22 protein-coding genes and 4 tRNA genes are annotated in these 25,408 nt (G+C 50.0%); 3 read left to right on the forward strand and 23 right to left on the reverse strand.

Features of this window, described 5'->3' with window-relative positions; translation table 11 throughout:
• Nucleotides 1-82 precede the first annotated feature (82 nt).
• The 3 genes from NQU17_07965 to NQU17_07975 all read right to left on the reverse strand — a co-directional run bounded on the left by NQU17_07965 (nucleotide 83) and on the right by NQU17_07975 (nucleotide 4,994).
• Complete coding sequence (locus NQU17_07965) at nucleotides 83-1,090, reverse strand: hypothetical protein (protein ID UUM10623.1); 1,008 nt, start codon at nucleotides 1,088-1,090, stop codon at nucleotides 83-85.
• Between the two features lie 181 nt (nucleotides 1,091-1,271).
• A complete protein-coding gene (locus tag NQU17_07970) occupies nucleotides 1,272-3,671 on the reverse strand; it encodes a VIT and VWA domain-containing protein (GenBank protein ID UUM10624.1) in 2,400 nt (799 codons plus the stop codon).
• 432 nt (nucleotides 3,672-4,103) lie between these two features.
• The gene (locus NQU17_07975; GenBank protein UUM10625.1) at nucleotides 4,104-4,994 is read right to left on the reverse strand and encodes a hypothetical protein; all 891 of its coding nucleotides are present in this window, start codon (nucleotides 4,992-4,994) and stop codon (nucleotides 4,104-4,106) included.
• Between the two features lie 283 nt (nucleotides 4,995-5,277).
• Between NQU17_07975 and NQU17_07980 the strand changes: the two genes are divergently transcribed.
• Nucleotides 5,278-5,751, forward strand: coding sequence for a hypothetical protein (locus tag NQU17_07980; protein UUM10626.1), 474 nt, complete (start codon nucleotides 5,278-5,280; stop codon nucleotides 5,749-5,751).
• A gap of 184 nt (nucleotides 5,752-5,935) precedes the next feature.
• Here the strand turns inward: NQU17_07980 and NQU17_07985 are convergent, their stop codons facing one another.
• On the reverse strand, nucleotides 5,936-7,351 hold the full coding sequence (locus tag NQU17_07985) for a HAMP domain-containing histidine kinase (protein UUM10627.1): 1,416 nt from the start codon (nucleotides 7,349-7,351) through the stop codon (nucleotides 5,936-5,938).
• Nucleotides 7,341-8,036 (reverse strand): response regulator transcription factor, encoded by a 696-nt coding sequence (locus tag NQU17_07990; protein ID UUM10628.1) that lies wholly within the window; start codon nucleotides 8,034-8,036, stop codon nucleotides 7,341-7,343. The genes NQU17_07985 and NQU17_07990 overlap by 11 nt, the downstream gene beginning before the upstream one ends.
• 553 nt (nucleotides 8,037-8,589) lie before the next feature.
• Here NQU17_07990 and NQU17_07995 point away from each other — a divergent pair.
• Complete coding sequence (locus NQU17_07995) at nucleotides 8,590-9,105, forward strand: hypothetical protein (GenBank protein UUM10629.1); 516 nt, start codon at nucleotides 8,590-8,592, stop codon at nucleotides 9,103-9,105.
• 55 nt (nucleotides 9,106-9,160) lie between these two features.
• Here the strand turns inward: NQU17_07995 and NQU17_08000 are convergent.
• The 13 genes from NQU17_08000 to NQU17_08060 form a co-directional block, all read right to left on the reverse strand.
• Nucleotides 9,161-9,246 (reverse strand) — tRNA-Leu (locus tag NQU17_08000).
• A 225-nt stretch (nucleotides 9,247-9,471) separates the two neighbouring features.
• Nucleotides 9,472-10,578: an IS30 family transposase gene (locus tag NQU17_08005; protein ID UUM10630.1), complete on the reverse strand. Its 1,107-nt coding sequence runs from the start codon at nucleotides 10,576-10,578 to the stop codon at nucleotides 9,472-9,474.
• A 232-nt stretch (nucleotides 10,579-10,810) separates the two neighbouring features.
• A tRNA-Leu gene (locus NQU17_08010) sits at nucleotides 10,811-10,896 on the reverse strand.
• A 25-nt stretch (nucleotides 10,897-10,921) separates the two neighbouring features.
• Nucleotides 10,922-11,007: transfer RNA gene (locus NQU17_08015), tRNA-Leu, on the reverse strand.
• 291 nt (nucleotides 11,008-11,298) lie between these two features.
• Complete coding sequence (locus NQU17_08020; GenBank protein ID UUM10631.1) at nucleotides 11,299-11,778, reverse strand: GNAT family N-acetyltransferase; 480 nt, start codon at nucleotides 11,776-11,778, stop codon at nucleotides 11,299-11,301.
• A 165-nt stretch (nucleotides 11,779-11,943) separates the two neighbouring features.
• Nucleotides 11,944-12,834, reverse strand: coding sequence for a DUF2161 family putative PD-(D/E)XK-type phosphodiesterase (locus NQU17_08025; GenBank protein ID UUM10632.1), 891 nt, complete (start codon nucleotides 12,832-12,834; stop codon nucleotides 11,944-11,946).
• Nucleotides 12,831-13,418, reverse strand: coding sequence for a lytic transglycosylase domain-containing protein (locus NQU17_08030; GenBank protein UUM10633.1), 588 nt, complete (start codon nucleotides 13,416-13,418; stop codon nucleotides 12,831-12,833). The genes NQU17_08025 and NQU17_08030 overlap by 4 nt, the downstream gene beginning before the upstream one ends.
• Complete coding sequence (gene coaE, locus NQU17_08035) at nucleotides 13,408-14,037, reverse strand: dephospho-CoA kinase (GenBank protein ID UUM10634.1); 630 nt, start codon at nucleotides 14,035-14,037, stop codon at nucleotides 13,408-13,410. The genes NQU17_08030 and coaE overlap by 11 nt, the downstream gene beginning before the upstream one ends.
• Entirely contained in the window at nucleotides 14,024-16,735 is a 2,712-nt protein-coding gene (gene polA / locus NQU17_08040; protein UUM10635.1) for a DNA polymerase I, read from the reverse strand. Before polA ends, coaE begins: the two co-directional genes overlap by 14 nt.
• A gap of 141 nt (nucleotides 16,736-16,876) precedes the next feature.
• Nucleotides 16,877-17,149: a cysteine-rich small domain-containing protein gene (locus NQU17_08045; GenBank protein ID UUM10636.1), complete on the reverse strand. Its 273-nt coding sequence runs from the start codon at nucleotides 17,147-17,149 to the stop codon at nucleotides 16,877-16,879.
• Between the two features lie 15 nt (nucleotides 17,150-17,164).
• Complete coding sequence (locus NQU17_08050) at nucleotides 17,165-17,818, reverse strand: diphthine--ammonia ligase (protein ID UUM10637.1); 654 nt, start codon at nucleotides 17,816-17,818, stop codon at nucleotides 17,165-17,167.
• Nucleotides 17,815-18,660, reverse strand: a complete 846-nt coding sequence (locus NQU17_08055; GenBank protein UUM10638.1) for a cobyric acid synthase — start codon at nucleotides 18,658-18,660, stop codon at nucleotides 17,815-17,817. Before NQU17_08055 ends, NQU17_08050 begins: the two co-directional genes overlap by 4 nt.
• 434 nt (nucleotides 18,661-19,094) lie before the next feature.
• Nucleotides 19,095-19,181 (reverse strand) — tRNA-Leu (locus NQU17_08060).
• Between the two features lie 438 nt (nucleotides 19,182-19,619).
• Here NQU17_08060 and NQU17_08065 point away from each other — a divergent pair.
• Nucleotides 19,620-20,372: a hypothetical protein gene (locus NQU17_08065; GenBank protein ID UUM10639.1), complete on the forward strand. Its 753-nt coding sequence runs from the start codon at nucleotides 19,620-19,622 to the stop codon at nucleotides 20,370-20,372.
• Between the two features lie 71 nt (nucleotides 20,373-20,443).
• Here the strand turns inward: NQU17_08065 and proC are convergent, their stop codons facing one another.
• The 5 genes from proC to NQU17_08090 form a co-directional block, all read right to left on the reverse strand.
• Entirely contained in the window at nucleotides 20,444-21,235 is a 792-nt protein-coding gene (gene proC / locus NQU17_08070) for a pyrroline-5-carboxylate reductase (protein ID UUM10640.1), read from the reverse strand.
• 4 nt (nucleotides 21,236-21,239) lie between these two features.
• Entirely contained in the window at nucleotides 21,240-23,021 is a 1,782-nt protein-coding gene (locus NQU17_08075) for a M3 family oligoendopeptidase (protein ID UUM10641.1), read from the reverse strand.
• 268 nt (nucleotides 23,022-23,289) lie between these two features.
• Nucleotides 23,290-23,739 (reverse strand): VOC family protein, encoded by a 450-nt coding sequence (locus tag NQU17_08080; GenBank protein UUM10642.1) that lies wholly within the window; start codon nucleotides 23,737-23,739, stop codon nucleotides 23,290-23,292.
• A 69-nt stretch (nucleotides 23,740-23,808) separates the two neighbouring features.
• Complete coding sequence (locus NQU17_08085) at nucleotides 23,809-24,441, reverse strand: GyrI-like domain-containing protein (GenBank protein ID UUM10643.1); 633 nt, start codon at nucleotides 24,439-24,441, stop codon at nucleotides 23,809-23,811.
• A 425-nt stretch (nucleotides 24,442-24,866) separates the two neighbouring features.
• Complete coding sequence (locus NQU17_08090; protein UUM10644.1) at nucleotides 24,867-25,349, reverse strand: ferritin family protein; 483 nt, start codon at nucleotides 25,347-25,349, stop codon at nucleotides 24,867-24,869.
• Between the last annotated feature and the right edge of the window lie 59 nt (nucleotides 25,350-25,408).

Raw genomic sequence — 25,408 nt, forward strand, 5'->3', positions numbered from 1 at the left:
CCTTCCCGCGGGAAGGCTCTTTCTTGGGCTTGATCGGTTCAGTTAATCCAGTTTTCAGATCGCCGGTTTGGCCGGGGTCTCCTTATCGTTTCAGAAACCGGTATAGAATTGTTCCCAGTGACAGAATGATTCCGCCCACCAGTAGAGGGATGGCGGCTCGCCCCGGACTTTGTGCCGGAGCCGAAGTTCCGTTTCCCGTCTTGTCACCTGGCCGAGTTGTTCCATCGGATGTGGAAGAAGTGTCTCGATCACCGGTGGCCGCATCGGACCGAGTCGTAGTCGTCCTGATTGGTGCCTCCGATTCCGGCCTGGTTCCCGGTGCTTCTGCAGACACATCGGTCCTGGTATCCGCTCTGGTCGCAGGCTGCGTCATTGGCCTGGTGTCAGCTCCCGATGAATTCGGATCCGGTTTTGGCTCCGGGGGGTTGGGCTCAGCCTGAAGCGTCCGAATGGTACGGGATTCAATGAGATGGTCAAAGATTAAAGACGGAGCGGGTTCACTGGCTTCAGCTTTTTCATAGACAAATACGAAATGGGGAACTTTTCTCCCTTTATATGTTTTCTCGCCGGTTAAAAGCTGCTGGAATCCATAGCCAGCCAACTTTGCAGGAGCAGGAATATCGTAAGCTTCCCAGAAAAAATCCCAGGACTGGGTTTTGGAATCCCTCAGTTCCTTCATGGTCGAGTCCGTCCAGGATACCCATACGATCCGCTCTTCCAATGGAGTTCGCTTCAGCGGCATTTCATCCATCGGCACCGGTTCGGGAAGCGGTGCCGGCTCATTCGATTCCAGAGTGTAGAAATATTGAACCCGATAGGTATCGCCTTTTTCTGTTTCCAGTTTAAGCACGTTGGCGGTGGCGAAGACATATCCCGAAACAAGGGGTGCCTTTCGATAAACAAACCGACCATTGCTGATCTGAAAATACTTTGTTGTATAGTCTTTGAGGACATTCCCATAATCATCCATCAGGCAGACTTCGACTTTGATCTGATCATCTGACTGTGCCGCCAGGCTCGCCGTCGGCAACAACATCGTCACCAGAAGAACCATTATTATTATTAAGCTGTAAGGAACATGCTTTTTCATGGGAATTATCCTGCCTCTGTCTAATCTAGCTTTCAATATATCGCCTTTCACTTATTATTAGGTTTCTGTATGGTTACTACGGGATTACAAACCGGTGACAAATGACCTTCGTTTCTGCCTGAGAACAGTTTATTCCCATAAAAATAGTATCCACTCTCCTGGGAGAGCGGATACGTATCTCTTACAGGGCTTTCGCCAGGGCAACTTCAGATATCCTGGTGATGTTTGATTTAATGTCCTTCTCAAAGATTTCTTCCAGATCGGAGATCTGGGACGAGGAAATATTCAAAGCCGCGGCCATGATGTATTTCATCTGCAGGGGTGAGGTATTTTCCACCACGGTTTCAACTTCTTTCAGGGACGGTGAGAATTCACCTTCCTCGATCCGGTCAAACAGAGTATCCAGTGCCTCTTTGGTTTTTTCCTTGATCAGCCGTTTGGCATCCGCCATTTCATATGCGATGGACAAAAGCATCAGATTGCGTTCGGTCAACAACGCTTCATCTTCGCGAATCGTTGTCATGACAAAGCTGAATGCTTTGTTGATGCTGTTCAGATAGATCGTGGCAGGTTCCTTGCCGGCTGTAAAGGCCAGCAGACTCTTCAGAGTAGTTTCCAGCACATCCCCTTCGAGAACGGTCCCCAGATCGCGGAAGGAGCCGTCAGCCTGCTGGTTCTTCGCAAGGATTCGAAGCAGGTTTTCCCGTTCAAACTGAATCGCCTTCAGAGCTTCCTGTCTGGAGATGCCCTTTTGCGCCATAGTTTCGCGTATGGTAATGTCCTTGGAGTAACGAGTATCATCCAGGAAGAAGGACTCTGAGAGAAGCTTCATGGTTTCGACTGACATGTCCAGCGGCACAATGCGCTGCATGGCATATCCGGATACCGGATCCTCAATGGACTCCGTCAGGATGAACGCGGTCTCTGAGGAAAGCATATTATATTCTTTCGCCAAATCCAGGATCCGTTCCCGGATCTGTTCCTTCTCATGGCCACGAGCTTTCCGTTCTCGTTCCTCCAGAGATTCAATCATCTTTTTTGCCCAGACTTTTTCGATCAGTTTCGAGTTTTCCTCGATTTCCAGCCGATCCAGATCTGCAACGAGCTTATGCTCGCGTTCGCCTTCCCGCCCGATGATTTTCCCCTTCAAGGTCACTTTGCCTTCAATCTCGCCGATTACACTGGCGAAAATGGTGAAGGGTTCCCGGTCATACAGATAGGAAATGGTGCCAGGATAGGTTTTTTCCACCTGCATCTTGCCCCAGTCGATGGACGTGACATCCAGCTGAGGATTATGGATCCGGTGAAAGTGCCGCAGAATAATATCATCCACACGCTGGCCTTCCTCCACGAATTCCGACATTCCATAGCCAGCCTCAGCCAGCTTGGTGATGAAGTATGAATTGACTTCGGTATCCATCCCAATCGTGAACAGCCGGGCATTTCCGATATTGGATCGGACATATTCGATGATCTCATCTTCATTTTCGACCATATCATCGGAGAACAGGAACAGGTACTCTGGGATATCAGTATCCTCTACCCCCATCAGAGCTTCGCGCAGAGCGGAATAAACATCAGCACCTTCCCCCAGCTCCAACGCTTCGATCCATTCAGTAGCCGCATCAAGATTTTCCTTGGTGTAGGCCAGCTTTCCCTGATGGCTGAATTGAGTCACTTCTCCTGAGAAGGTAATGATATTGAAACGATCCCCTTCATCCAGGCTGCGCAGGGCAATCAGCAGAGCGTTCTTCGCCTCTTCGATCTTGCTGCCCGCCATGGATTCCGACATATCGATGATGAATGTATAATTTTTGGCCCCGGACATCCCGTTATCCGGCAGGATCGGGAAAAATCGAAGCATGAGAATCGCCTTGTCTACTTCCTCTTCCTGATCATAGTAGGTATAGGCGATGCCATCTGCCTGACGGGGTTTTCGTTCCACAATTTCAAGAACAAAATCCCGATCCAGCGTCTGTCCCTTGTCGATGGTTAGTTTTCTGAGTGTCTCATCATGGCGTTCCACCTTGATTTTATGTGAGCTGCTCTTGATTGAAACTTCACCGTAAGACTCAATCAGAAGACTCAGGTAAAATTCGGATGGCTGATCGATGGCTTCATCGGTCTGCGCGCTGACAAAAGTCGGGTCAACAACCGATGGGATAATCACGCGAACCTGATTATCATCATAAATGAGCTGATCCATGTAGGTAATTTTTATGACTACCGTCTCATTGGGCATGACATCCCCGATCGTAATTTGGAAATCATCCTCTTCATCGGAAAGAAGGGAAATGGGATTCAGATTCTCCTCTTTTGCATTTTCAAGGATTTTCAGCACTTCTTCTCTGGATTCCACCGAAGCCGAAAGGTTCTTGCCCCCCAGACTGATGGAAAAATCAGTCAGCGTGGCTGTGTCAGGAATTGGGAAGGAGTAGGTGCACTGCACATTGTCCTTGCCGGTATTGCGATAATGCTGAGCGATCGTATATTCAATATACTCCCCGCAAACATTGCCGGACACCTGGAGTTTATTTAATTTCACTGCCTTGTCTTTTGCGGAGAGTCCGTATTTTTTCATGATATTCCTCCTGTGCGTTTCCTGATATGGAGCCTAATCCGCCGCATTGCGGCCGATTGATCAGGCATAGCCTGCGATAATGTTCTCATGAATGCTTGTTAGTCTTATCTTATATTATAACGTACGCCTGAGGAGGCTGTAACCATCTATCGGCCGATTATTTACAAACCATACCCAACTCTTCTCAGCTCGATCCAACTCAGTCCACCCCCAAATGAGATTCAGGTTCAGGGAATCAGGTTCACTTCCCCGGAGACAGGCTGATTCCCATTGGAATTGAGCTGCTGTTCATTGATCAGCGGTAAGCAGAGTCCTGGTTATTGGATGCGGCTGTCAGTGGTTTCTCCGAACGTTGCAGCATGACTTATATGAAACGCCAAACGATCCGAGTACAAAAAGAGGTGCGTCACCTGGCCACACCTCATTTCAGCTTTATTCTTCAGGTTTCCCATTTGGATCGGAGTCAGGGACCGGGATGCTTTCCGGGGTGCGGGCCGACCGATCCATGGTAATAAGATTGGTGCGATGCTGGTGATTTTGAATGTGGTCTTCGCAGTACTCAAAGCTTCCCTCGCATTTGCTGCAGAAGCGGAATGTCATATCCGGGACATCCTGTTCGGTACGGCCGCAGACTTCACAGCGATGTCTTTCTTTCCATGGAGCCTGTCCATGGTTGATTTTCTTTGTGAATTCCTGGTTGCGTTTTTTTCTGGAAATGAAACCTCGGACAGCCTCCCGGTTCAGGATCAGCAGCAGCGCCAAAATCAGAAGGTATTGATACTGTCCGGTCACTCCGTTATAAACCATCAAAGCCATGCCAAGGATTCCAAGAACCAGCCCGCGTACCGGAATGAAAAAATAGAAGTAGATGGTGAAATTCGGGTTGTACAGTCCGGCCAAGGCAGTGATGCCAAGAACGACCGGATAAAAATCAATGATGTTTCCGGTGAAGAAACCATAGGCAGCCAGAACTGCCCAGGACATCAGCATGAACAGATTAGCCTTATACCGCCCTACTCTATTTTCCAGAGTGCGAATCACTACCTGGTAAATCAGCATGCTGAAGGCAAACCAGATGATGGATGTGAAATCAAGACCGGTTCTGTGGTGAAGGAAGGGAAAGGCTGGCAGTCGCCACACTTCGCCTCTGTTGATGATTCGGCTCGGATCGAAATAGAACAGACTGAAAAGAGTGAAGGGAATCTTGAGCATGCTGAAAGAAAAGTCGACAGCAAAGGTTCCTGCCATCCCATAAAGAGTGAGCTGCAGCAAGGATATCTGATGGAGCGGAGATCTCCGTCCGAAATTGGTTCGTTGTTTCATACAGTATATGGTCTCCTCAAATCAAAGTTAGAGTTGTGCAGGTTCCCGGTCTTTAGAAAACCCAATCCAGTGAATCCTGCCATACCAAGTATATCTTATCCCGACTTTTTTTAGCAAATTTCCTCACGCTGGTAAAGGGAGCCTCCAGGGGTTGAACCATAGAGCGTGAACCTCTGTTATTCCAGTCCGTGCTTTTTGAAGAGAATATAGTATAATGTTTGTAGTCTTAACCCTTTCCTTTTCGAGTTTTTATCCAAATTTTTATTTACGAGGAGGTGGCAATTTGAAACATGTGGGGAAAACCCTGCTTATTATCTTGTCGACCATATTACGGACTCTTCCCATCTTAATCTTTGTCCTGACACATATCGGCTGGGAAATTTACACATATACTCTGGATCCTCTGGAACTTCTGGATCCTATGTCCATCCCGTCGATTCTGGGGAATTACAGCTGGTTATATCTTAGTCTCGGAGTCATCATCCTGGTCTTTTTGACCATGGACTTTAAACTCCTGGCCTACAGCACATTTTTCGGAGCCTGGGGAGGTCAGAACCTCTACTTCCTGCGCCAGTGGGACAATTTGATCTATGACATGAAACTGCCATCCCTGCAAGGCACCTGGTATTCCCTGATTTTCATTGGCCTTCTGATCGGCTTCCTGCTCCAGGTACTTTATACCGGCGGCCGCAAATATTATAAGGTAAAACAATACAACCATCTGAAGCAGCAGCGCAAGAAGCTAAAAAAAGCCTAACACCGTCGTCTTCAGAATCAGACAGATCCCTCACCTGATGAACCGCCCTTGATCAAACCGGCTCTTTGGATTCTTGTGTCATTTACGCTGGCTTGCGATTGGAACCATTTCTATTAAAAAAGCAAAGCTCCGAGATACTTCTCAGACTTTGCTTTTTTTCATGCTGCATTCTTTTCATCCATATCTATCCAATCGGTTTGCCTGAATGATCTTCAGCCGGTGGCGGCGCAGGGGTTAGATCCGGAAGATCGCCCTGGAATTTCAAAGGAAGCGTGACTGCAAATTCAGTAAATTCGCCTAATTTTGAGTCCAGGCTGACTTTTCCCCGATGGACATCAATAATCCACTTCGCGATAGACAGTCCAAGCCCCGAACCAGATTTATCCTTGGTACGCGCCTTGTCTGCCACAAAAAACCGCTCAAACACCCGCGGGATGTCCTTGGGTGCAATTCCATCCCCGTTGTCCCAGACCTTCAGAATAGCCTGATGACTGGTTTTGGCCAGGACAACTCGTATTGTTCCATCCGGCCGGGTAAATTTTACGGAGTTTTCTATGAACACCCGCAGCAGCTGCTTGATCATTTTCCGATCAGCTTCGATCAGAATGGACTGTCCTTCGAATTCGATATTTTTCTGAGGCTGGCTCATCCGGGTTTCCTGGCAGACTTCCTCTACCACATCCAGCAGTTCGAATTCCTCAGGGACCACATTGAGCTTCCTGTTTTCCCCCTTGGCGATGAACAGTAGATTTTCTACCAGGTTGTTCATATTGTGGGTTTCTTCCTTGATGGCGGCGATGGCCTCGTTCAGAATCTCAGGATCATCCTTGCCCCAGCGGTCAAGAAGTTCGACGTATCCCTTGATGACCGTCAGCGGAGTCCGCAGTTCATGCGATGCGTCCGATACAAACTTGCTTTGCTTGGTATAAGCAGATTCCATTCGATCCAGCAGAGAGTTGAAGGTATTGCCCAAATCAGTCAGCTCATCCCCTGTATCCGGAACCCGAATCCGGTCCCCCATATTTCGCACTCCGATGGAATCAACCGATCGGCGCATGTTGTTGATGGGCTTGAAGCTTTCATGACTCATATAGCTGCCCACCGCCAGTGAAAGCAGCATTCCAAGAAATGAGGCAATGGCTGAGGTTACAATGGTCACTCGCTGATTGTATACTGTTTCTTCAATGCTTTTGGCGATTGTCAGTTGATGGCTGACCTGGTCAGGCCCGATGAATTCAGTCTGGATCACTCGGGCGCGATGAGAAGCCATCTCTCCCAGATAATCGAACTGCAGGAAGTTGAAGCCTTTCTCCTCTGTGATCATCACTCCATCCAACGAAGTGAACTCCTGATCATCCGTCTTTACCTGGACAACCAGAGGAAACCGAATCCCATGCTCTTTCAGATCGGCCTGGTTGAACTGGCCCTTCTCCCGGAGCACCGATTCCACGATGGTGCGCGTCCGCGCCAGCTGGATGTTGTCGCTGCTGTCGGTATAGAACCGAACGATTAAAAACACAGCTCCGTTCATCGCCAGGAGCACCATTGTAAAGATCAGGGCATAGCTCAGGGAAATTTTCGTCTGGAGCTTAATTTTCATCGATGTCCCGGATCGTGTACCCGGCTCCCCGCATGGTATGGATCAGTTTCTTGTCATACTTGTCATCGATTTTGCTGCGCAGGAATCGGATATAGACGTCCACCACATTGGTTTCCCCTTCAAAATCAAATCCCCATACCTGATTGAGGATCTTTTCCCTGGACAGCACGATGCCCTGATTTTCCATCAGATAGGCCAGGAGATCAAATTCCTTCTTGGTCAGTTCCTTCCGGTCACTATCCCGCCGAACCTCGTAAGTTTCCTTGTTCAGCATCAGATCTCCCACACTCAGGATGAGGGATTTGTCCTTCACCTCCTCCTCCTTGCGGAAAATGACCCGAAGTCTGGCGAGGAGTTCTTCCATTTCAAAAGGCTTGGTCATGTAATCATTGGCGCCAAGATCCAGCCCCTCCACCTTATCCTTTACCCCATCCCGGGCGGTCAAAATAATAATCGGGACATTGGAGAACTTGCGGACCCGGCGACAAACTTCGATGCCATCGATAATCGGGATCATCAGATCCAGAATGATGGCATCGTATTGATTATTCATGATATTCATGATCGCGGTCTGCCCTTCATTGGCGGTTTCAACATCATAACCGGCGTGTTTTAATTCCAGTTCGATGAATCGTGCCAGTTTGCGTTCATCCTCTACGACCAGGATTTTTCTCTTGTCTTCCATTTTTCACTCCATTCGTCTGATGCGGTTATTCAGCCCATTGTTCTAATGCGGTTACTGGTCCATCATTCTGGTTGAAACTCCATCGGAGTTGCAACTTGATCCGATGGAACGAACCCCAGTCAATTTAAGTAACGTTCCGTTTAGCGTTGAAGTCTTACTCTGCAGGTCAGTCCGCTCATCACTGCACTGAGGCTTGCTCGTGCTCTTCAGTCTGAGCCGATTATCTGTGAAGGTCAGAAGGATGATCCTTCGGGCAGTACAAATTCTCCAGTCAGGTGAGAAGCGTTGGCTGAGGTTATGCTAACGCCTCGGCGAGCGCCTTTGCCAAAGGGCTTTCCAGAACAGTCTTATCTAAAATATAAACTGAATTGAACAGCTTATCAACCAATATCGAGTGAAAGCATACCAGAACCAAAAAGGCCACCGAACGGCGCCCTGCCTGAACCATTACAGTCAACTCTCATGTGTGGCACTTTCAGCCGCCTTACGGACTCCCTTCGATGTCTTCGGCTGGTTCAGATAGTATAATAGAATCAAGAAAGGAGGCCCGACCATGAATTACCAACCGAAATCATCCTCCATTGAAAAACCTTTTATCCTGCGTTACCGCGTGCTGCGAACCAGTCTTCTGTTCACCCTGCTGTGGGGCGCGGCAGCCATCGGCACGCCAGCGCTGATCTGGCTTTACCGTTATCCCATCAACAGTGCGAAGGGGCTAACACTGATCCTGTCAGGACTGCTATGTCTGATTCTGGCAGTTCACTCCTGGGAACAGCATGGCAGCCCCTATATTTACCTGTATTCAGATCATCTTAAAATTCACTATTCCCTGCTGCGCAACCTCACCATATGCTTTCACGACATCCGACGGCTGTATGCCGTGAAGGAAGAACTGGAGATCATTCTGGAGACCGGCCGGCCAATCTATCTGAATCTGGCCCATCTGAGCTTTGAAGATCAGAAACTGTTCCTTGAAAAACTGCATGAAATCATCCGAGAGAACCTGGAGACTGCCAGGCCGTCACACTCATCGACTTTTGCCCATATCCCGAAGCAGATCAGAATATGAACCAAAAAAAATAAACAGATCATCTGAAACAATAAATTGTCTTAGATGATCCTGTTGGTGCGGGAGATGGGAGTTGAACCCACACGTGCGTTGCACACACGCTTCTGAGACGTGCCTGTCTGCCGATTCCAGCACTCCCGCTTGTTATGACTTTTCTATTATATCATCCATTGGGCGGATTGCAACAACTATTTATTTGAAGAATTCAGGGTCCGAATTGCAACTTAAAGTGAAAGACTTTTTTAGCTAAGCAAACATAAATGTAGTTTCATTCTGGATGGTGTCCTTCCCCTCGACGGGGCCCTTCGGTCAGGGTTGTTAACCCGATTGGGCCTGACCTTGACCGGTGGGCTCCGTCGAGGGATGCTACATCCTGCCAGAATGATACAGGGCCTTTGCCTCGTATGCTGTCAATCCGCCCAATACCCGTCTTGGGTAATTATTCAGCCACTCCTGAAGTTTCTGTATCTGAGCATGGCTATAATCTTTAATGGCAGCCCCCTTTGGGATGTGGTACCTGATCAGCCCATTGTTCTGCTCATTGGTTCCTCTCTCCCAAGAACTGTACGGATGACAAAAGTAAACTCTTGTCCGTGGCTTCTTACTGCCTGTCACCGATCGAATCAGTGCCTTCCAGTCGAGAAACTCAGAGCCGTTATCCACGGTGATCGATTTAAACATCTCACTGAATTTGACTCGCCCCATCCTACGCTCCAGCCGGTTAAGTACCTTCAAAACTTCGTCCTGGGTTTGCCGTGCAATCTTAAAGACCAGGCTCTCCCTTGTCATCCGATCATTCAGCGTCAGAAGGGCTGCGAGCCCTTTGCCTTTGCCTGATACGATGCAATCCATCTCCCAATGCCCGGGTTCACTTCGTTCAGTGCTTTCCACTGGGCGCTCTGTGATGCCAGGGGCATCCAACACCTTATTGGCACGTTTAACCCGACGATACGTACGCCTGGTCTGGTTCCCTTCCCGGGGCAGATTTTGATTGGAAACATCCGTGATATACCCCTTGCTGATGTAGTTATACAGAGTACGGGTTGAAACAAGGGTCTTGGATGGCATGATTTCCTTTTTCTTCAAGTCCATGATAATAGCATCCGGAGACCAGCGCTCTTCAAGGATCTTATGAGCTACATAAGCAACAAACTCATGGTCATCGCCAATTTTGAGGGCAGGTCCCTTGTTGGTGGCGGCATAATCATATGCCTCCTGTGCGATATCCGCGGAGTAGGACACATAGAGGGTCAAATCGGAGTTCATGAGTTCAACTCGCCCTTTTTTCAACTCCCGGCTTACAGTAGCCTCACTGCATTGTAAGACCGTCGCCATGTGTTTTTGGGTCATTTGTTTATGCTTCGCAAGAAGATGGTTTGATCGAACCATCCCCTCGAGTTGTTGACGATCCTTGTAGGATAAATGAGAGTATTTCTTTCTGGAGACCGAGGTGTTAGAATAGAGGTGGCTCATAGCTTTGCTCCTTAATGTTTGTTTAGTCACCTACATTATACCGCATAGCTATGGGCCACTTTATTTCACTTTATTCTACAACTCGCCTTGAAGAATTCAGGGTTTTCCTTTGTTTCCGGAGATTCGTCCGCTGTCCTTATGCTTCAGCCCCGGTGAGAAAGCGCTGTAATTCATCACTGCCCAAAAAATAAAATAAACCATCCTGACAGCAATCTGTCCAAGATGATCATATTGGTGCGGGAGATGGGACTTGAACCCACACGTGCGTAGCACACACGCCCCTCAAACGTGCCTGTCTGCCGATTCCAGCACTCCCGCCAATATATGATGTTAACAGAAAAAATGGTGCGGGAGATGGGAGTTGAACCCACACGTGCGTTGCACACACGCTTCTGAGACGTGCCTGTCTGCCGATTCCAGCACTCCCGCTTTTTCTGACTTCTCTATTATATCATCCACTTGATAGAATGCAACCACTTTTTTCAGGTTTTTCTTTTTTTCTGCTGCTGCCAAAAACCTGAGAAATGGCTTGCCAAAAGGAATTCATAATGATCTGAATGCGGCATTGGATAAGGTCTGAATAGTGTGCAAATGAATCATTCATTCCGGAATCTCAGGCGCTCCGGTCCTTTTGAACAGGCCAGATCCTGCATCCCCTAGGTTTTCCATTCATCCATTGCCTTATATGGTATTGCGTTGAACCGTCTGCGGTGAAGGCCTTTACAGTTTTAAAACCGCGACCGTTTCCTCACCGCACCGTTCTCCGTTTTCGACAAACCCGACTGAGGCATAGAGCGACTTTGCCACGATATTCTCTGGTTCGTAGGATAACCAGCAATACTCAGCATCTCCAAACGGTCTGGTTCTGATGTACTCCAATGCAGTGTTCAAGGCCGCTTTCCCAAATCCCTGTCCCTGGTACTTCTGATCAATCATCAGTCGCCACACAAGATAGTTCCCGTGGGCTGCTTGAGGTTCTTCCCCATCATCGAAGTAGTCATATCCAATCATGAGGAAACCCGCCAGAGTATCCTGTGCATAAATAGAAAACGGCTGAGCCACTTTTCCTTCTGCGACTGTCACATAGGCTTCCAGAATGCTCTGCGTGTTCGTCGCCACAAAGCACTTTTGTGTTTCGTGAACGGATAATTTGACGGTTTCCCAAACGTTTCCGGTGTTTATTTTCTCTAACCTGATCATACTGATATTCCCTTCATATCCAGCAGTAAAACCGCTCCCGGAGCGGCTTTGCTGCTGATTTCTTATTTGAACTCGATCTGGTTCATTGTAGCCGCTTCCAGAATCCTGACGGCTTCACCAAACCTGCTAGAAACAATCTCCCTGCAGTCCCTGGTCTTACTTTGATTAACCTTTGTTGGCTTTGCTTGCTTTGGTCCGTCTGGTTTGCTTTGCGCTCGCCTGCTCTGGCGACTTCGTCAAGGACAGCTGTCGCGAACTGATTTCCTGTGTCGTCTGATCCGGATGCAGGTCCCGAATGGTCTGATCCTGAGTCATCTGATCCTGCGGCAGGTCCTGAGTCGTCTGATCCTGAAGCAGCAGGTCCTGAGTCAGTTCAGGCAGGATCTGATCATAATCTGCCAGTGCCTTGTGACCGGACTCTGTCAAGCCATAACAGCCTCGTTCCACTTTATGAAACCAGCCGTAATGATTGTCCCTTAGAATCGCCGGCGTCTTAACGATGCCTAGTTTCACTCCGTCTCGCGGAGCCATGGTTTCTCGCCGGGAGCAGATCCATAATAACCGGATGGCATCTTCCCGGTATGCCGTCATCAGCTTGCGCCCGCGGGATCCGCCTTTATTCAGACTGGTCGTTCGCGCCTGCATTTCACTGATGATCTGTTCCCGGTGCTTTTTATTGATCTTTTTTGATCGTTCCAGGTTATAATCCTCCGGATGCAGGATTACTTCGATAAATTGACGATCCGGCTCGCAGAATATCAAACCAAGACTCAAGCGCTTCAGCAGATAGAGGATCTCCTGAAATTTGCGGTTTTTCTTATAGTTCTTTGGCTTAGGAATGCAGATGTAGGTCAGATCCCCCAGCCGCTGGCGTTTCACAGCCTGAATCAGAAGTTCCATGGACAGACTTTTTTTCAGTTCCAGAATAATGAGCAGGTCCTCTTTCAAAGCCGTGACATCACAGGATTTCACCTCACCCTGGACACGGTAGCCCAGGTCCGTGAAATGGTCCCGGACCAGGTCATACATATCCTCCTCCAGAAAATCTCGTTTCATGGCTGTCGAAATTTACCGGCATACAAGGACCGGTATACTCCTTTCATCTTCATTACGTTGGGTACGTACTCGCGCGTCTCACGGAAAGGAATCTGCGTAAGTCGGCCGGACTTTGAATAGCGGCTGTTTTTCAGCCAGCTGTCCACATTGCCCGGGCCCGCGTTGTAGGCCGCAAGAACCAGCTGTTCATCTTCCTGGTATTTATCCATGAGATAGGACAGGTAGTATGTGCCCATCCGAATGTTGTACTCCGGTTCTTTCAGCCGGTTCGGATCAAATGGCACTTCCAGCTGCTGGGCAACCCATTTTCCGGTATCCGGCATAATCTGCATGAGCCCGGTGGCACCGGTTCGGCTGACAACCTGAGGCCGGAAACGGGATTCCTGATAAATAACAGCAGCCACCAGAGACTTGTCCAGGTCGTATTTTTCAGCATAAGTATCAATCAGGTCATCATAGGCGTATGGCACCGCCATTTCTGATCCAGCTCTCAGAGCGGCGATGAGCAGCCAGGTTCCGATCAGAAACAGAATGCTCAGCTCAACAATCCTCCTGCTGGAACTTTTTTTCATCTTACCGGCCATTCATCCCCCGTTGCTTAATCAGTTCAAAGACGGCCAGCGTTTTATCTTTTAATTCCTCCAGGCTGCCGTCGTTGATGATGACATAGTCAGCCAGGGCTTCTCTTTGTTCCCTGGACATCTGGCGGTTCAGCCGGTCTTCCACTTCAGTGCGGGTCAGGCTGTCACGTTCCATGGCGCGCTCGATCTGAAGCTCCCGGGGCATCTCCACCGTGATTGAAATATCAAACACATCGAAGTCCCTTACCGCAAACAGCAGCGGAGCGTCCAGCACGGCATATTCATCCTCGGTAGCATCGTCAATGTAATCAAACCGTTCCTTGATTTCACCTACGATAAACGGCATGATCACCGCCTCATATTCAGCCAGTGCCTGAGGATCGGGAAACACCCGCCGGCCGAACCTGCGGCGATCCAGGTCGCCGTTGGGAAGGAAATACTCTTCGCCGTAGGTCTTTCGAATGTAATCATGAACTTCGGGATATAATTCCATCACATCGCGGGATACCATGTCTGCATCGATCACCAGCAGTCCGGCTTCCTCCAGATAGCCGGCGACAGTGCTCTTTCCTGCGCCCATGCCGCCCGTCACTCCGATGCGGATCAGTTTATTTTGCCTCATACCAGTTTCCTCCTGTATTCTGATCAGATTTCAGCTCCACCTTCAGATCCATGGCATGAGCCATGGCATCTGCCACCAGCTCTCTGACAATGGCTTCTTCATCCTTATGCATGTTGATGATGATTTCATCATGTACCTGCAGAATCATCCGCGACTTCAGTCCATGCTGGCGCAGAGCGTCATACACTTTTACCATGGCGGCTTTGATGATGTCTGCTGCAGATCCCTGGATCGGCGAATTCATGGCCAGACGCACGCCCAGTGCCTGCACCACCTTATTGGAAGCATTGATTTCAGGTATCTGGCGGCGACGACCCATGATTGTCGTGACATAGCCCTTTTCCCGGGCTTCGCGCTTGACCCCTTCAAAGTAATCCCGGATTCTTGGATACCGGTCATAATACATGTCAATGTAAGTTCTGGCTTCGGCCCGACTGATGCCCAGTCCCTGAGACAAAGCAAAATCGCCGATTCCGTAAATGATGCCGAAGTTCACCGCCTTGGCGTTGGACCGATCCTTTGACGTTACCTCTTCCGTCGTCTTGCCAAACACCTCCGCCGCAGTCTTGGTATGAATGTCGACTCCGGAGGCAAATGCCTGCTGCATGGAGGCATCATCCGACAGGTGTGCCAGCACGCGCAGCTCAATCTGCGAGTAATCCGAGGCGAAGATCAGGCAGTTCTCATCATGCGGGATAAAGGCTTTGCGCAGTTCGCGGCCCATTTCGTATCGAATCGGAATATTCTGCAGATTCGGTTCGGTGGAGGACAGTCGGCCTGTCACCGCCAGCGTCTGCTGAAAGTTGGAATGGATTCGGCCGTCTTCATCGATTGCATTGCGCAATCCCTCGACATAGGTCGAGTACAGTTTGGTAATCTGCCGGTAATACATGACCTTTTCAATGATGGGGTGTTTGTCGACCAAAGTGTCCAGGACCGCCTGATTGGTGGAATACCCGGTTTTTGTTTTCTTGCCGTGAGGCAGATCCAGCTTTTCAAACAGAATCACGCCCAGCTGCTTGGGGGAAGAGATATTGAATTCTTCTCCGGCAGCCTCATAGATCTCCGCCTGAATCCGGGCGATTTCCCCCTGCATTTTCCGGCCGGCCTCATCCAGTAAATCACGGTCAATCCGGAATCCTTCGATCTCCAGATCCGAAAGGATATTGGTCAGGGGCAGCTCCACTTCGTATAAAAGCTTGTCCGCTCCGGCGGTTTGAATTTCTCGGGCCAGGATCTGGCTCAGTTCCTTCAGCTCCCGCGTCTTGGCCAGTTCAAAGGCATGGCCTTCCCCTTCCACTTCCTTGAAGAGGTAGGTCGAAATAAGATCCTTCAGGCTGTACTGTCCCCGGACGGGCTCGAGAATGTAGGCTGCCATCAGCACATCAAATTCCACCCGATCAAACCGGATGCCATGCTTCTTGCAGATGGTATAGGCGTTTTTGACGTTGTAGCCCAGCTTCCGGATCCTGTGGTCTTCCAGGATGCGTCGGAGGATCTCCATGGCTGCCTGATCCCACCGCAGGCTCGGAAAATCCAATACCAGATTCAGATCACCGCAAACCGCATATATCACGTTGATTTCTCGTCGGGACAGCATGGCATCCTCCTGGTACAGGAAGGACAACAGGAGCGGTTCGTCCCCTTTGAGCCTCAGCTGCGCTTCCAACGAAGCCAGTCCGGCGGCATCCGCTGCCACCCGGAAGTCTGACAAAGCAGCCAGAGCACCGACAGGTGCCGGTTCAGCCTTTGTTTCCAGACCGCCCTTGGTCTCTGCCACGGCCCCGGCCGGGGCGACGGCCGGTTGGGTGACCTGACCTGCAGTCCCTGCCGAACTTTTCCCCAGACGATTGAGCAATGTGCGGAACTGGAACCGAAGATACAGCTCCCGGAGTCTCTCCTCATTGTATCCGTTCTGGTCCCTCAGCTCTTCCAAGTTGATCTCAATGGGAACTTCCCGCAAAATAGTGGCCAGTTTTTTTGAGAAGAAGGCATCTTCGCGATACTCCAGGAGATTCTGCTTCTGTTTCGGTTTGGTGATGGCGTCCAGGTGTTCGTATACGCCCTCAATCGAGCCATAATCCCGAACCAGCTGCATCGCGGTCTTTTCTCCGATGCCCGGCACGCCGGGGATATTATCGGATTTATCTCCCATCAGTCCTTTGACGTCAATGAACTGAGTGGGTGTAATGCCAAATTCCTCCCGGAACCGCTTTCCGTCATACACTTCTTTTTCCGTAATTCCTTTTTTGGTAATGATGACCCGGGTCAAGTCTGAGGCCAGCTGAAGGTTGTCCTTGTCCCCAGTCATAATATATGATTCAATCCCATGCTTTTCCGCTTCCAGGCTCAGGGTGCCGATGAGGTCATCGGCTTCATAGCCATCAATCTCCAGAATCGAAATGCTCATGGCGGTCAGTATTTCCTTCATGGGAGCCAGCTGCTGAGCCAGTTCATCATCCATGCCCTTGCGGCCGGCTTTGTAATTGTCATATTGCTGATGGCGGAAGGTGGGTGCCTTGCGGTCGAAGGTCGCCACAATAAAGTCCGGATTCAGTTCCTCCCGGATCTTTTGCAGCATATTGATATATCCGTAAATGGCGTTTGTATGCAGTCCGTCCTGCGTCACCATGGGCGGCAGGGCAAAGTACGCCCGGTTCATAATCGAATTGGAATCGATAATCAGTAATTTTTCCATGATTCTTTTCCTTTCGCGTTGCTTTAATTATTATACGTCATGAAAATGAAAAAAAAGTGAAGAATCCCCCGCCAGGCAGGGGATCGAACGGATCAACGGGAAATGGCTGTTCCGGAGTCTATATCCGGCCGCAGATCCCGCTTATTCAGTTTTTTTACTCTGTTTTTGAGAAGCCTCCCGCAGACGCTGCAGAATGATGTCATAGTAGGCCGGATGATGCGGCAGAGTGCAGTTGGAGCAGTCCTTGATTGTGCCGTTTGGCCCGACGTACTGATAATTTCCGCCGCAGTCGCGTCCCAGCAGGTAGAGCGGGCAATAGCAGAACAGACAGTTGAACTCCTCCGGCTTGTCCGTCCCATGACAGGGAAAGTACTCACATTCTACGTTGCTGAAAAATTTGTAATTGTTTTTCATGAAACCTCCTGAACTTTACTCGCCCTGACTGATCAGAGGCAGAAACAGATGATGACCCGAAGCGATGGGCTCCTGGGACCGCCAGCGCACCGGAACTTGAAACAGCGGACCGCCCACAACGAAAGTATGGAATTCTCCGGCTTCGCCGCAGACATCGACTCCCTGAACCGCCATGGTTTTAATCACTTCATGAGACAGAACCCGCCCCAAAAAGGAAGCATCCAACCGTTGTGTATCCAAAGCTGTAATCAGAGCCTGAAAGCCCGTATCGATGAACTCGCTGACTACCTCATGCCGCGGGATCTGCCACAAGGGAAAGAACGCTTCCAGTCCGGTGTTTTCACAGCGCTGTGTACACCAGGACCTGTGCTCGTCAATGTCAATGTCGCCGAAGACAACCATGCTCACGCCTTCCTGTTTCAACCTGGTCAAGGCCAATTCAAAATCTGCGGTGTACCGCTCCCCTTCGGTTATGATGAGTCGGAGCGGAATGTTTAATGCTGCTGCTGCCTGAACCAGCAGTTCCCTTGGAATCCGGTGAAAGTGCGAATTGCCCTTGGCCTCATCAAAGGTGGTCAGAAGGGCTGCGGGCTCATGACCCAGATCCAGAGCTTTTTTCAGGGCAAGGACGGAGTCTTTGCCTCCGCTGTAGGAGAGTGCGAACTTCAAACTACGCCCTCCTCTATAATCCGGCGAATCGCTTCAAGATCCAGATGTTCCCGGAACAGGTCAGCCAGCCGGTCAAACTCCTGATCCATCGCCTCATGGGTCTGAACCCCTTTTTCGCCCGTTGCGGCGTCAATCAGGGAATCTTCATCCTCCAGCGCGATGGCAGCGTAAGGCAGCATGCCGACAACGGGCAGTCCGATAATCTCCTCCAGACTCTGACGAACCTGTGCAAAGGAATCGCTCTGGCCTCGCAGCCGATTGAGGATAATGCCCCGAATCAGGCGTCGTTCCTGCGGTGTCATAAGCATCAGGGTTCCGTAGACAGAAGCGAACATTCCGCCCCGGTCAATGTCAGCTACCAGTAAACAGGGCGCCTGGACTCGTGCGGCTACATCAAGATTCGCCAGGTCGCCTGGCTTCAGATTCATTTCGACCGGACTGCCCGCCCCCTCCAGAATGACCAGGTCCGCTGGATCTGCCAGGCGATGGTATGATTCCAAAATGGCCTGCCACAGGCTTGATTGATCCCTGCGGTAAGTGGAGGAATCCATCTTTCCGGAAAATCTCCCCTGCACGTAGACCTCCAGACCGCTCGGCCCAAATTTCAGCAAAATCGGGTTCATGTCCGCATTGGGTTCGACCCCGCAGGCATAAGCGGCAATGGCCTGGGACCGCGCCATTTCCCTGCCGTCCGGCAGCAAGTGGCTGTTGTTTGACATATTTTGTGATTTAAAAGGCACGGTCTGAAAGCCGTCCTGTCGGAAAATCCGGCACAGACCGCTCACTACTGTAGATTTCCCCGCACCGGATGAGGTGCCAAGGATCATCAGATTTTTTGTCATCTTATTATTCTCCGTTGATTGAATGATTTTGCAGCTGCAAGCGCGCATCAGGCAGCTCCGGTTGAGCAGGCCAAGCCCGCTGGGTCAGTCCATTGTCAAAGGATCCATAATCCACCCTAAATTCAGGAAACTCATCCGTCTGGCTGTTCAAAGCAAAGAATCTTTCACTCCCTCTGAATCACGGCGAATCCCGAATCCGTCCGCCAGACAACTCTCCATTGAACTGATGAGATCTGTCCTCCCGATGCGTCCTTTTTCATTTTAACGCAAGTTTCCGCTCCAGCCGGTGACAAATCAGAGAATGCGGGAAGATTATAATATTCCCAACGAAAGAAATCCATCAGAATCGGTTTGATACCTAATTCCTATTTAGTTCAAACATTTTGAATTTCACAAAAAGCAAAAGCACAGTACCTTTCGATACGGTGCTCTTCTGGTGCCGCTGGCCGGGGTCGAACCGGCACGATATTGCTACCACAGGATTTTGAGTCCAGCGCGTCTGCCAATTCCGCCACAGCGGCTTAACAAAAGTTATTGTATCACACCTTAGAGCCACAGGTAAATACTTTTTCCAAATGTTATCCCCCCAGCCGGGCAGGCCAGATCTGCCCCTCTTCGCCCATTACCGCCAATAATCTTTGATTGCCGGCTCTGCCTTCTTTGCTGTGCTTGCCCGAAACCTCTTTGTTCGCCTGTCGGTGTTCGACTGTCGCTGTGTTCGCCTGTCGCTGTGTTCGCCTATACCTGCCTTCCTGTTTTTCCAGCTTATGTCGAGATCCAGCCTTTTTCGATATCCAAACTTGTTCGCTTCTTTTCCTGCTTCAGCATCTATGCCAAGATGCATTTTCGCCTTTTTTTGCTTTTCATGGTAATGTTATGATTGACATCCGATGAATTCAAATCCTGCTCCAGCCAACGAATTCTTGGATTTCAGAGTACACCTGAAGGAGGTCACAATTGTGGCACGATTCATTCACCCCATCCGTAAACTGACCAGCGGGGCTCAGAACCTGATCAATGGATTTCTGTCTGACTCTGACGAAGTCCTGATGGCTAATTTCCAGTCTATCCTGGAGGAATTCCGAATCCTGATTGACCAGTATGTTCACCTGTTCCCGGAATTTATCGTTCAAACCAGACAAAGGACAGCCACGACAACCTATGCCCAGGGCGGAGAATGCCTGCATCGGGGAATCATGAATCCCAGCCCGGTGCTTAATTTACTGGCAGGCTGCAATCAGGGCGTCGAGATTCCCGGTCCGGAGGCCGCGACCGACGATTATTTTCGTTACAGCTTTAATGAAGCTGGGGAGCTAATCTGTGTCTCCCGCTTTCAGCTTCAGGGTCCGCCTGAACTTCCTGAGGATATGGAATTTATATTCCGGGCCGAAAATGTCGAATATGGCGTTACGTTCCATCATGGCTGGGAAGAAGTAACAAAGGTATCCAAAGTGATATACGGAGCCGACGGACAAATCTTGTCCTATGCTGCTTCCGAATACGATCAGGCTGAACCGGAACTGATGTTTCTCCATTATGAGAAGTATACCTACCAGAGGAATCAGCTGACTCGGGCAGATGTCTATTTCGGAATCTCCCCTGATCTGAATATGTATGATCACCACGCCTTTGTGGTATCGGGTGACTCAGAGGTTCCCGGCATCAATCGAAAGAAAAAGTATACCGTTCAGGAAGTACGGCAAGAAAGCTGATGAACAGCTGCTTGTGTGTTGCTTGAAATGGAAATCTCCCCAACCGCTTTCCGGCGGCGAGGGAGCTTTCTTTATTTTTTGGTTTTTTCAGCGGCAGCGATGATTGCTTCCATGATCGCTGAGCGGAATCCCAGACGTTCCAGAACTCTTACCCCTTCGATGGTGGTTCCGCCCGGACTGGTGACCATATCTTTGAGCTGTCCCGGGTGGAGCTTCGTCTCCAGGACCATTTCTGCAGAGCCCTTGACGGTTTGGGCGGCCAGTTCATAGGCTGCCTCCCGGGTCATACCCTGACGGACCGCGGCATCTCCCATCGCCTCCATGAGCATGTAGAGAAAGGCCGGTGAGCAACCGGTCATTGAACCGGTGCCCGCAAACAGTGCTTCATCAATTCGACGGGCTTTGCCAAATCCTTCCAGCAGCTGAACCACTGCATCTTCTTCAGCTGGTGTCACCTGTTCGTTGGCTTCATACAAGGTCATTCCCTGTCCAACCAGAACCGGCGTGTTTGGCAGAGCTCGGATCAGTTTTCCCGGTCTTCCCAGACACTCCTCCATTTCCGCCAGACTGATGCCGGCAGCAACCGAAACCACGATGGTTTCCGGGCGGAGTACATCGGCAATCTCCTGAATGACCTGGCTGATAAAGTGTGGTTTAACGGCCAGAAACAGAATCTCCGACTGGGCTGCGACTTGACGGTTGTCCTTGGTGCAGGCGATTTTCAGTCCATTTGCCCGACTTTTCAGCTTATCCATGTCCCGGGCGGAGACCATCAGATCCGCCGGATCAAAGCCGCCGTATTTTATCATTCCTCCGGCCATGGCATAGGCCATATTGCCAAATCCAATAAAACCAACTTTCATCTGATCATTCCTTTCCCGTGAGCTTGAGGAATTCTTCGATATCCTGCCGGATCAGTTCCATGGAGGAACGGAAGAAGGCAGGATTCTCCAGGTCAATCCCCACTGATGCCGTCAGATCCTTCAGATCATTGCGGCCGGTTTCATTGAGCAGCTTGTCGTAGAGCGGCAGGAAGTCTTCTCCCTTTTCCAGGTACATGGCGTACAGCCCCTTGGCAAACAGAAGTCCAAAGGCATAGGGGAAGTTGTAGAAGGACAGTCCGGCACGGTAATAGTGCGGTTTGTTGACCCACATGTACGGATGCAGCAGGCTATGGTCCAGCCCGTCGCCGTAAGCTTCCCGCTGAGCGTTCAGCATCATCTCCTTGAGCCGGTCAGCAGACAAAGTGCGGTCCTTACGCTGCGCGAACAGATCCGATTCAAACAGATACCGGGAATAGATGTCCACGATAACCTGGGTGGCATCCGAGATGCTGGCTTCCAGTATCGCAATTTTCTCCTGGTCAGACGCTTCAGAAAGTGCTGCGTTGACCACGATGGTTTCATTGAAGATCGATGCCGTTTCTGCGATTGGCATCGGATAAGACGTATTTAAGATCGACTCATCCTTCAGATTGAATCCATGATAACCGTGTCCCAGTTCATGGGCCAGAGTCGTCATATTGCTGAAGGAACCATTGAAATTTGACATAATTCTGGATTCCTTGATGACCGGCAGATTCAGGCAGAAGGCTCCGCCTCGCTTGCCCATGCGGGGCTCAACATCCAGCCATTCCTCATCGTAGGCCTTTTGGACATAGCCGGCCAGCCGACTGCTGAATTTCCGGAAATTTCCGACGATGTAGCCAATCGCCTCATCATAAGTAAAGGTTCTTGACACTTCACCCATGGGCGCAAATAAATCATAGAATGGCAGACCGTCAGAATGTCCCAGGAGTTCTGCTTTGCGCCGGAGGTAACGGTGGAACCAGGGCAGATATTCGCGGATCACTCCGAGCAGTGAATCCAATGCCGCTGCTGTCATGCGGGAGTCTTCCAGCGTCTCCTCCAACGGAGAGGCATACCCCTTAAGCTCCGCCACCGTAATGACTTCGCCTTTTATGGCATTGAGGGCGGCAGCTGATGTTTCCTCGACTGCTGCATAGGCCTTCTGTTCGCTGAAGTAAGCCTCCCGGCGCACCTGTGCATCACTGTGATAGGCCAGGTTTCGCACCGCCGGCAGCGGCAGGCTCTGGCTCTTCCCGTCCAGAGGCACTTCGATGAGCAGGTTGGCCGTCAGATCGCCCTGAAGCTGGCCAAACGCCGTAGACCCGGTATTTCTCAGCTTGCTGATCAGGACTTCCTCCGCTTCAGAAAGAAGATGATCTGTTTTTTTCTTATGCTCCTTCAGGAAGAACTCATGTTCCTGCAGGAACTGGCTTTCCTTCATGACCGACTCCAGATCAGACAGACCCTTTAAGTACTGGATCAGCCGCACTTCCAGCTGAGTCATCTCACCGGAAAGATTTTGCAGTCGGTTCATGGCCTGCTTGGCTGCTTCGTTCTTTGAGTCCACCGACAGCGTCAGATGGCTGAATGCACCCAGCCGGGCAGATAATTTTCTGATTTCCACCAGACGTCTGAGGTAATCCTCCAACGTCTCAACTGCTGAATCATTGCCACTCATCCGAAGATTTGTCCACTGGGTAAATTCTTTCAACCCGGTTTCAAGGCGATCAAAATCCTCCCTGAAATCATCTGTCTCAAACCCCTGATACAGCGAATCCAGATTCCATCGTAAACTTTTCATTCCAAATCCTTTCTATCCCGAATGCGCGGTCATGATCTCTTTGCCCGCTCATTCAGTTCATATGATGGTCAGTCTCTCCGACAGGACCTCTTCCATCCATTGTACTCCCGGTCCAGTCTTGATTCCATCATCCCTCCGATGAAAGTGTTCTTTTCACTTCACAATCTATGCCCCTTCATCTGGATTGGACCAGCTCGTTTTAAGGAGATTCCCTTTGGCCATTTCATTTGCTGTGATTTCTCATCGGGCCGCCAAAGTCAGCCATTCCTCAGGATTTTCTGCCGAATTTCTCTTCCAGAAATGCCATGCGCGCTTCCGGATCATCCGAAATCGTCTCATCCAGCAGCTGATGCAGCAGCCAGACATGACCGTATGGATCCATAAAGCTGGCATTTTTCACACCGATCTCTGGAATGGGCGTAATCGGCTGAATCAGTGTGGCTCCGTTCTCCAGCGCTGTTTCAAGAATCCGATCCAGGTCTTCCACCATCAGATTAACCCAGAACGGCTTGTCTTCCTCCGGCAGCGGTGCAACCAGTCCATATTCCGGATTCTCGTCCAGCAGATGAAAACGGGTTTCAAACAAGACAAACACCGCCTCATTGAGTCCCCTTTCGAAATTCGTCACTTCCAGGCGTTCCGCCCGGAACACCTTCTGATAAAAACTCATGGCTTTCACACTGTCGTGCACAACCAGATCGATCTCTACACCCGTCATGGTCTCACCTTCCTATCCTTTTTTTCATGCCACCGGTTCCCACTCGAGCTGCAGCCGCGCTTTGCCGGATTACTTCAGCCGGATGGGATGGCGCAGCACCGTTTTGAGCTTGCCCTGAGCTGTTCTTCTGGGATCACTCAAGTATATCTCATGATGCCTGCGCTCCCCTGACATATCGATCTCATAGCCCGATTCGGCGGCAAATCGATCCATGGCCCGAATCGTTTCCGGTTCCGCGTCATAGGATCCGATGTGCAGGACTTGAACACACAGGCCTTCGTGATACTCTTCCAGTCTTACGCCAGTCGGATCCAACTCCGGTTTCTTCCGCCGCAGAATGTCCAATGCTCCCGTCAGAACGGCCTCTGTCACAAATTCCGGCTGGCGGATCATGGCAGTCCATATCAGATCCGCTTTGTTCAGCGGTATGGAATCCGGTCCGGTAAACAGTTGATCGTTCACCCGCCAGAGGCCCTCCAGGGGTGGCACGACGTATTCAAACCAGCCGGGCCAGTCTTTGGTCATCTTGATGGTATAGGACAGGCCATACAGGACATTCAGGCTGTTCTGGTAGTCTGCACTGGTGTTTGGATTTCCCTGACCGTCCATCATCAAGAATCGCATGGGCGGAACGTCCACAATCACAGGTTTTGTCTTTGGCTGATACAACTCCTTTTGCTCTTTCTTAAAATCATAAGCCACTTATATTCCTCCTTAAGGTCACAGCGTCCTCTTCCAGAGAGCGCAACTCTGGATCTTGTTATTCACGAATCGAATGGGATGAGATTCCCAATCAGACAACCTGAGTGAAGGGATCCCGCCGAACGATCCCACCTGAACATAGTACTGATCCCTCGGCATCGGCTTTCAGCCATTGCCTTCACACCGGTTCCGGCCGGATCCGTATTCAGTTCGATACAGGCTTCTCAAGTCCTGTAATCCGGACTTTCCTCAGCGATCGGATTGCCAGGAGGCGGGACCCTATGCACGAGAAAAAAATTCGGAGGAAATCCTTTGATTTAAGTATATGAAAAAAAGCTTGACCCAGTTGTGAAAAGAGTGTTGTTCACGTTTTATTTTCACTTAAAAAACAGACCGATCCGTCAAGGATCAGTCTGCTTTCCGTTTTAGAATGGGGCGAAGGCATTGTCAGCCCACCAGTCTTCTTTCAGTTCCTGGTATTTTGCATCGAAGGCATCCCGATGTGAAATCTCCCACTCCTGAAGTTTGTTGAATAACACTTTTTCTTCGTCGGTCTGGGCATCGGCGGCTGCCTTTGCGTAAAATTTCTGAGAGTCATCCTCCATCTTGGTGGCGATGGAGAAAGCAGCCAGTGCGAGAGACAGTTCTGCGGGGGTCAGATTGGAGAACTTAAAGATTCCCGGTGCGGGCACTTCCATCTCAGCCATTTTCAGGTTATCTTCTCTGGAGTTGGACATCAGCTTTTTCAGGTACTCAATGTGCTCCAGCTCTTCATTGGCGATATCCAGGAAGGTTTTCTTCACTTCGGGGCTGGTTACCTTTTCCGAATACATCTTATAAAACTGATAACCTTCTACTTCGTTCAGGATGGCCTGCTTGATGATCTCAAGATTTTTCTGGTTTTCCATTTGATCGCTCCTTATGTAAAGTATTACATCCTCATTATAGCGTAAATCCGCCGCAAACT

Source organism: Clostridiaceae bacterium HFYG-1003 (assembly GCA_024579835.1).
Classification (GTDB): Bacteria; Bacillota; Clostridia; order Clostridiales; family Clostridiaceae; genus JG1575.

Bases quoted from the DNA above. Each gene is read 5' to 3' on its own strand.
- NQU17_07965 (UUM10623.1), bottom strand. From the start codon at position 1,090: ATGAAAAAGCATGTTCCTTACAGCTTAATAATAATAATGGTTCTTCTG.
- NQU17_07970 (UUM10624.1), bottom strand. From the start codon at position 3,671: ATGAAAAAATACGGACTCTCCGCAAAAGACAAGGCAGTGAAATTAAAT.
- NQU17_07975 (UUM10625.1), bottom strand. From the start codon at position 4,994: ATGAAACAACGAACCAATTTCGGACGGAGATCTCCGCTCCATCAGATA.
- NQU17_07985 (UUM10627.1), bottom strand. From the start codon at position 7,351: ATGAAAATTAAGCTCCAGACGAAAATTTCCCTGAGCTATGCCCTGATC.
- NQU17_07990 (UUM10628.1), bottom strand. From the start codon at position 8,036: ATGGAAGACAAGAGAAAAATCCTGGTCGTAGAGGATGAACGCAAACTG.
- NQU17_07995 (UUM10629.1), top strand. From the start codon at position 8,590: ATGAATTACCAACCGAAATCATCCTCCATTGAAAAACCTTTTATCCTG.
- NQU17_08005 (UUM10630.1), bottom strand. From the start codon at position 10,578: ATGAGCCACCTCTATTCTAACACCTCGGTCTCCAGAAAGAAATACTCT.
- NQU17_08020 (UUM10631.1), bottom strand. From the start codon at position 11,778: ATGATCAGGTTAGAGAAAATAAACACCGGAAACGTTTGGGAAACCGTC.
- NQU17_08025 (UUM10632.1), bottom strand. From the start codon at position 12,834: ATGAAACGAGATTTTCTGGAGGAGGATATGTATGACCTGGTCCGGGAC.
- NQU17_08030 (UUM10633.1), bottom strand. From the start codon at position 13,418: ATGGCCGGTAAGATGAAAAAAAGTTCCAGCAGGAGGATTGTTGAGCTG.
- coaE (UUM10634.1), bottom strand. From the start codon at position 14,037: ATGAGGCAAAATAAACTGATCCGCATCGGAGTGACGGGCGGCATGGGC.
- polA (UUM10635.1), bottom strand. From the start codon at position 16,735: ATGGAAAAATTACTGATTATCGATTCCAATTCGATTATGAACCGGGCG.
- NQU17_08045 (UUM10636.1), bottom strand. From the start codon at position 17,149: ATGAAAAACAATTACAAATTTTTCAGCAACGTAGAATGTGAGTACTTT.
- NQU17_08055 (UUM10638.1), bottom strand. From the start codon at position 18,660: ATGACAAAAAATCTGATGATCCTTGGCACCTCATCCGGTGCGGGGAAA.
- proC (UUM10640.1), bottom strand. From the start codon at position 21,235: ATGAAAGTTGGTTTTATTGGATTTGGCAATATGGCCTATGCCATGGCC.
- NQU17_08075 (UUM10641.1), bottom strand. From the start codon at position 23,021: ATGAAAAGTTTACGATGGAATCTGGATTCGCTGTATCAGGGGTTTGAG.
- NQU17_08080 (UUM10642.1), bottom strand. From the start codon at position 23,739: ATGACGGGTGTAGAGATCGATCTGGTTGTGCACGACAGTGTGAAAGCC.
- NQU17_08090 (UUM10644.1), bottom strand. From the start codon at position 25,349: ATGGAAAACCAGAAAAATCTTGAGATCATCAAGCAGGCCATCCTGAAC.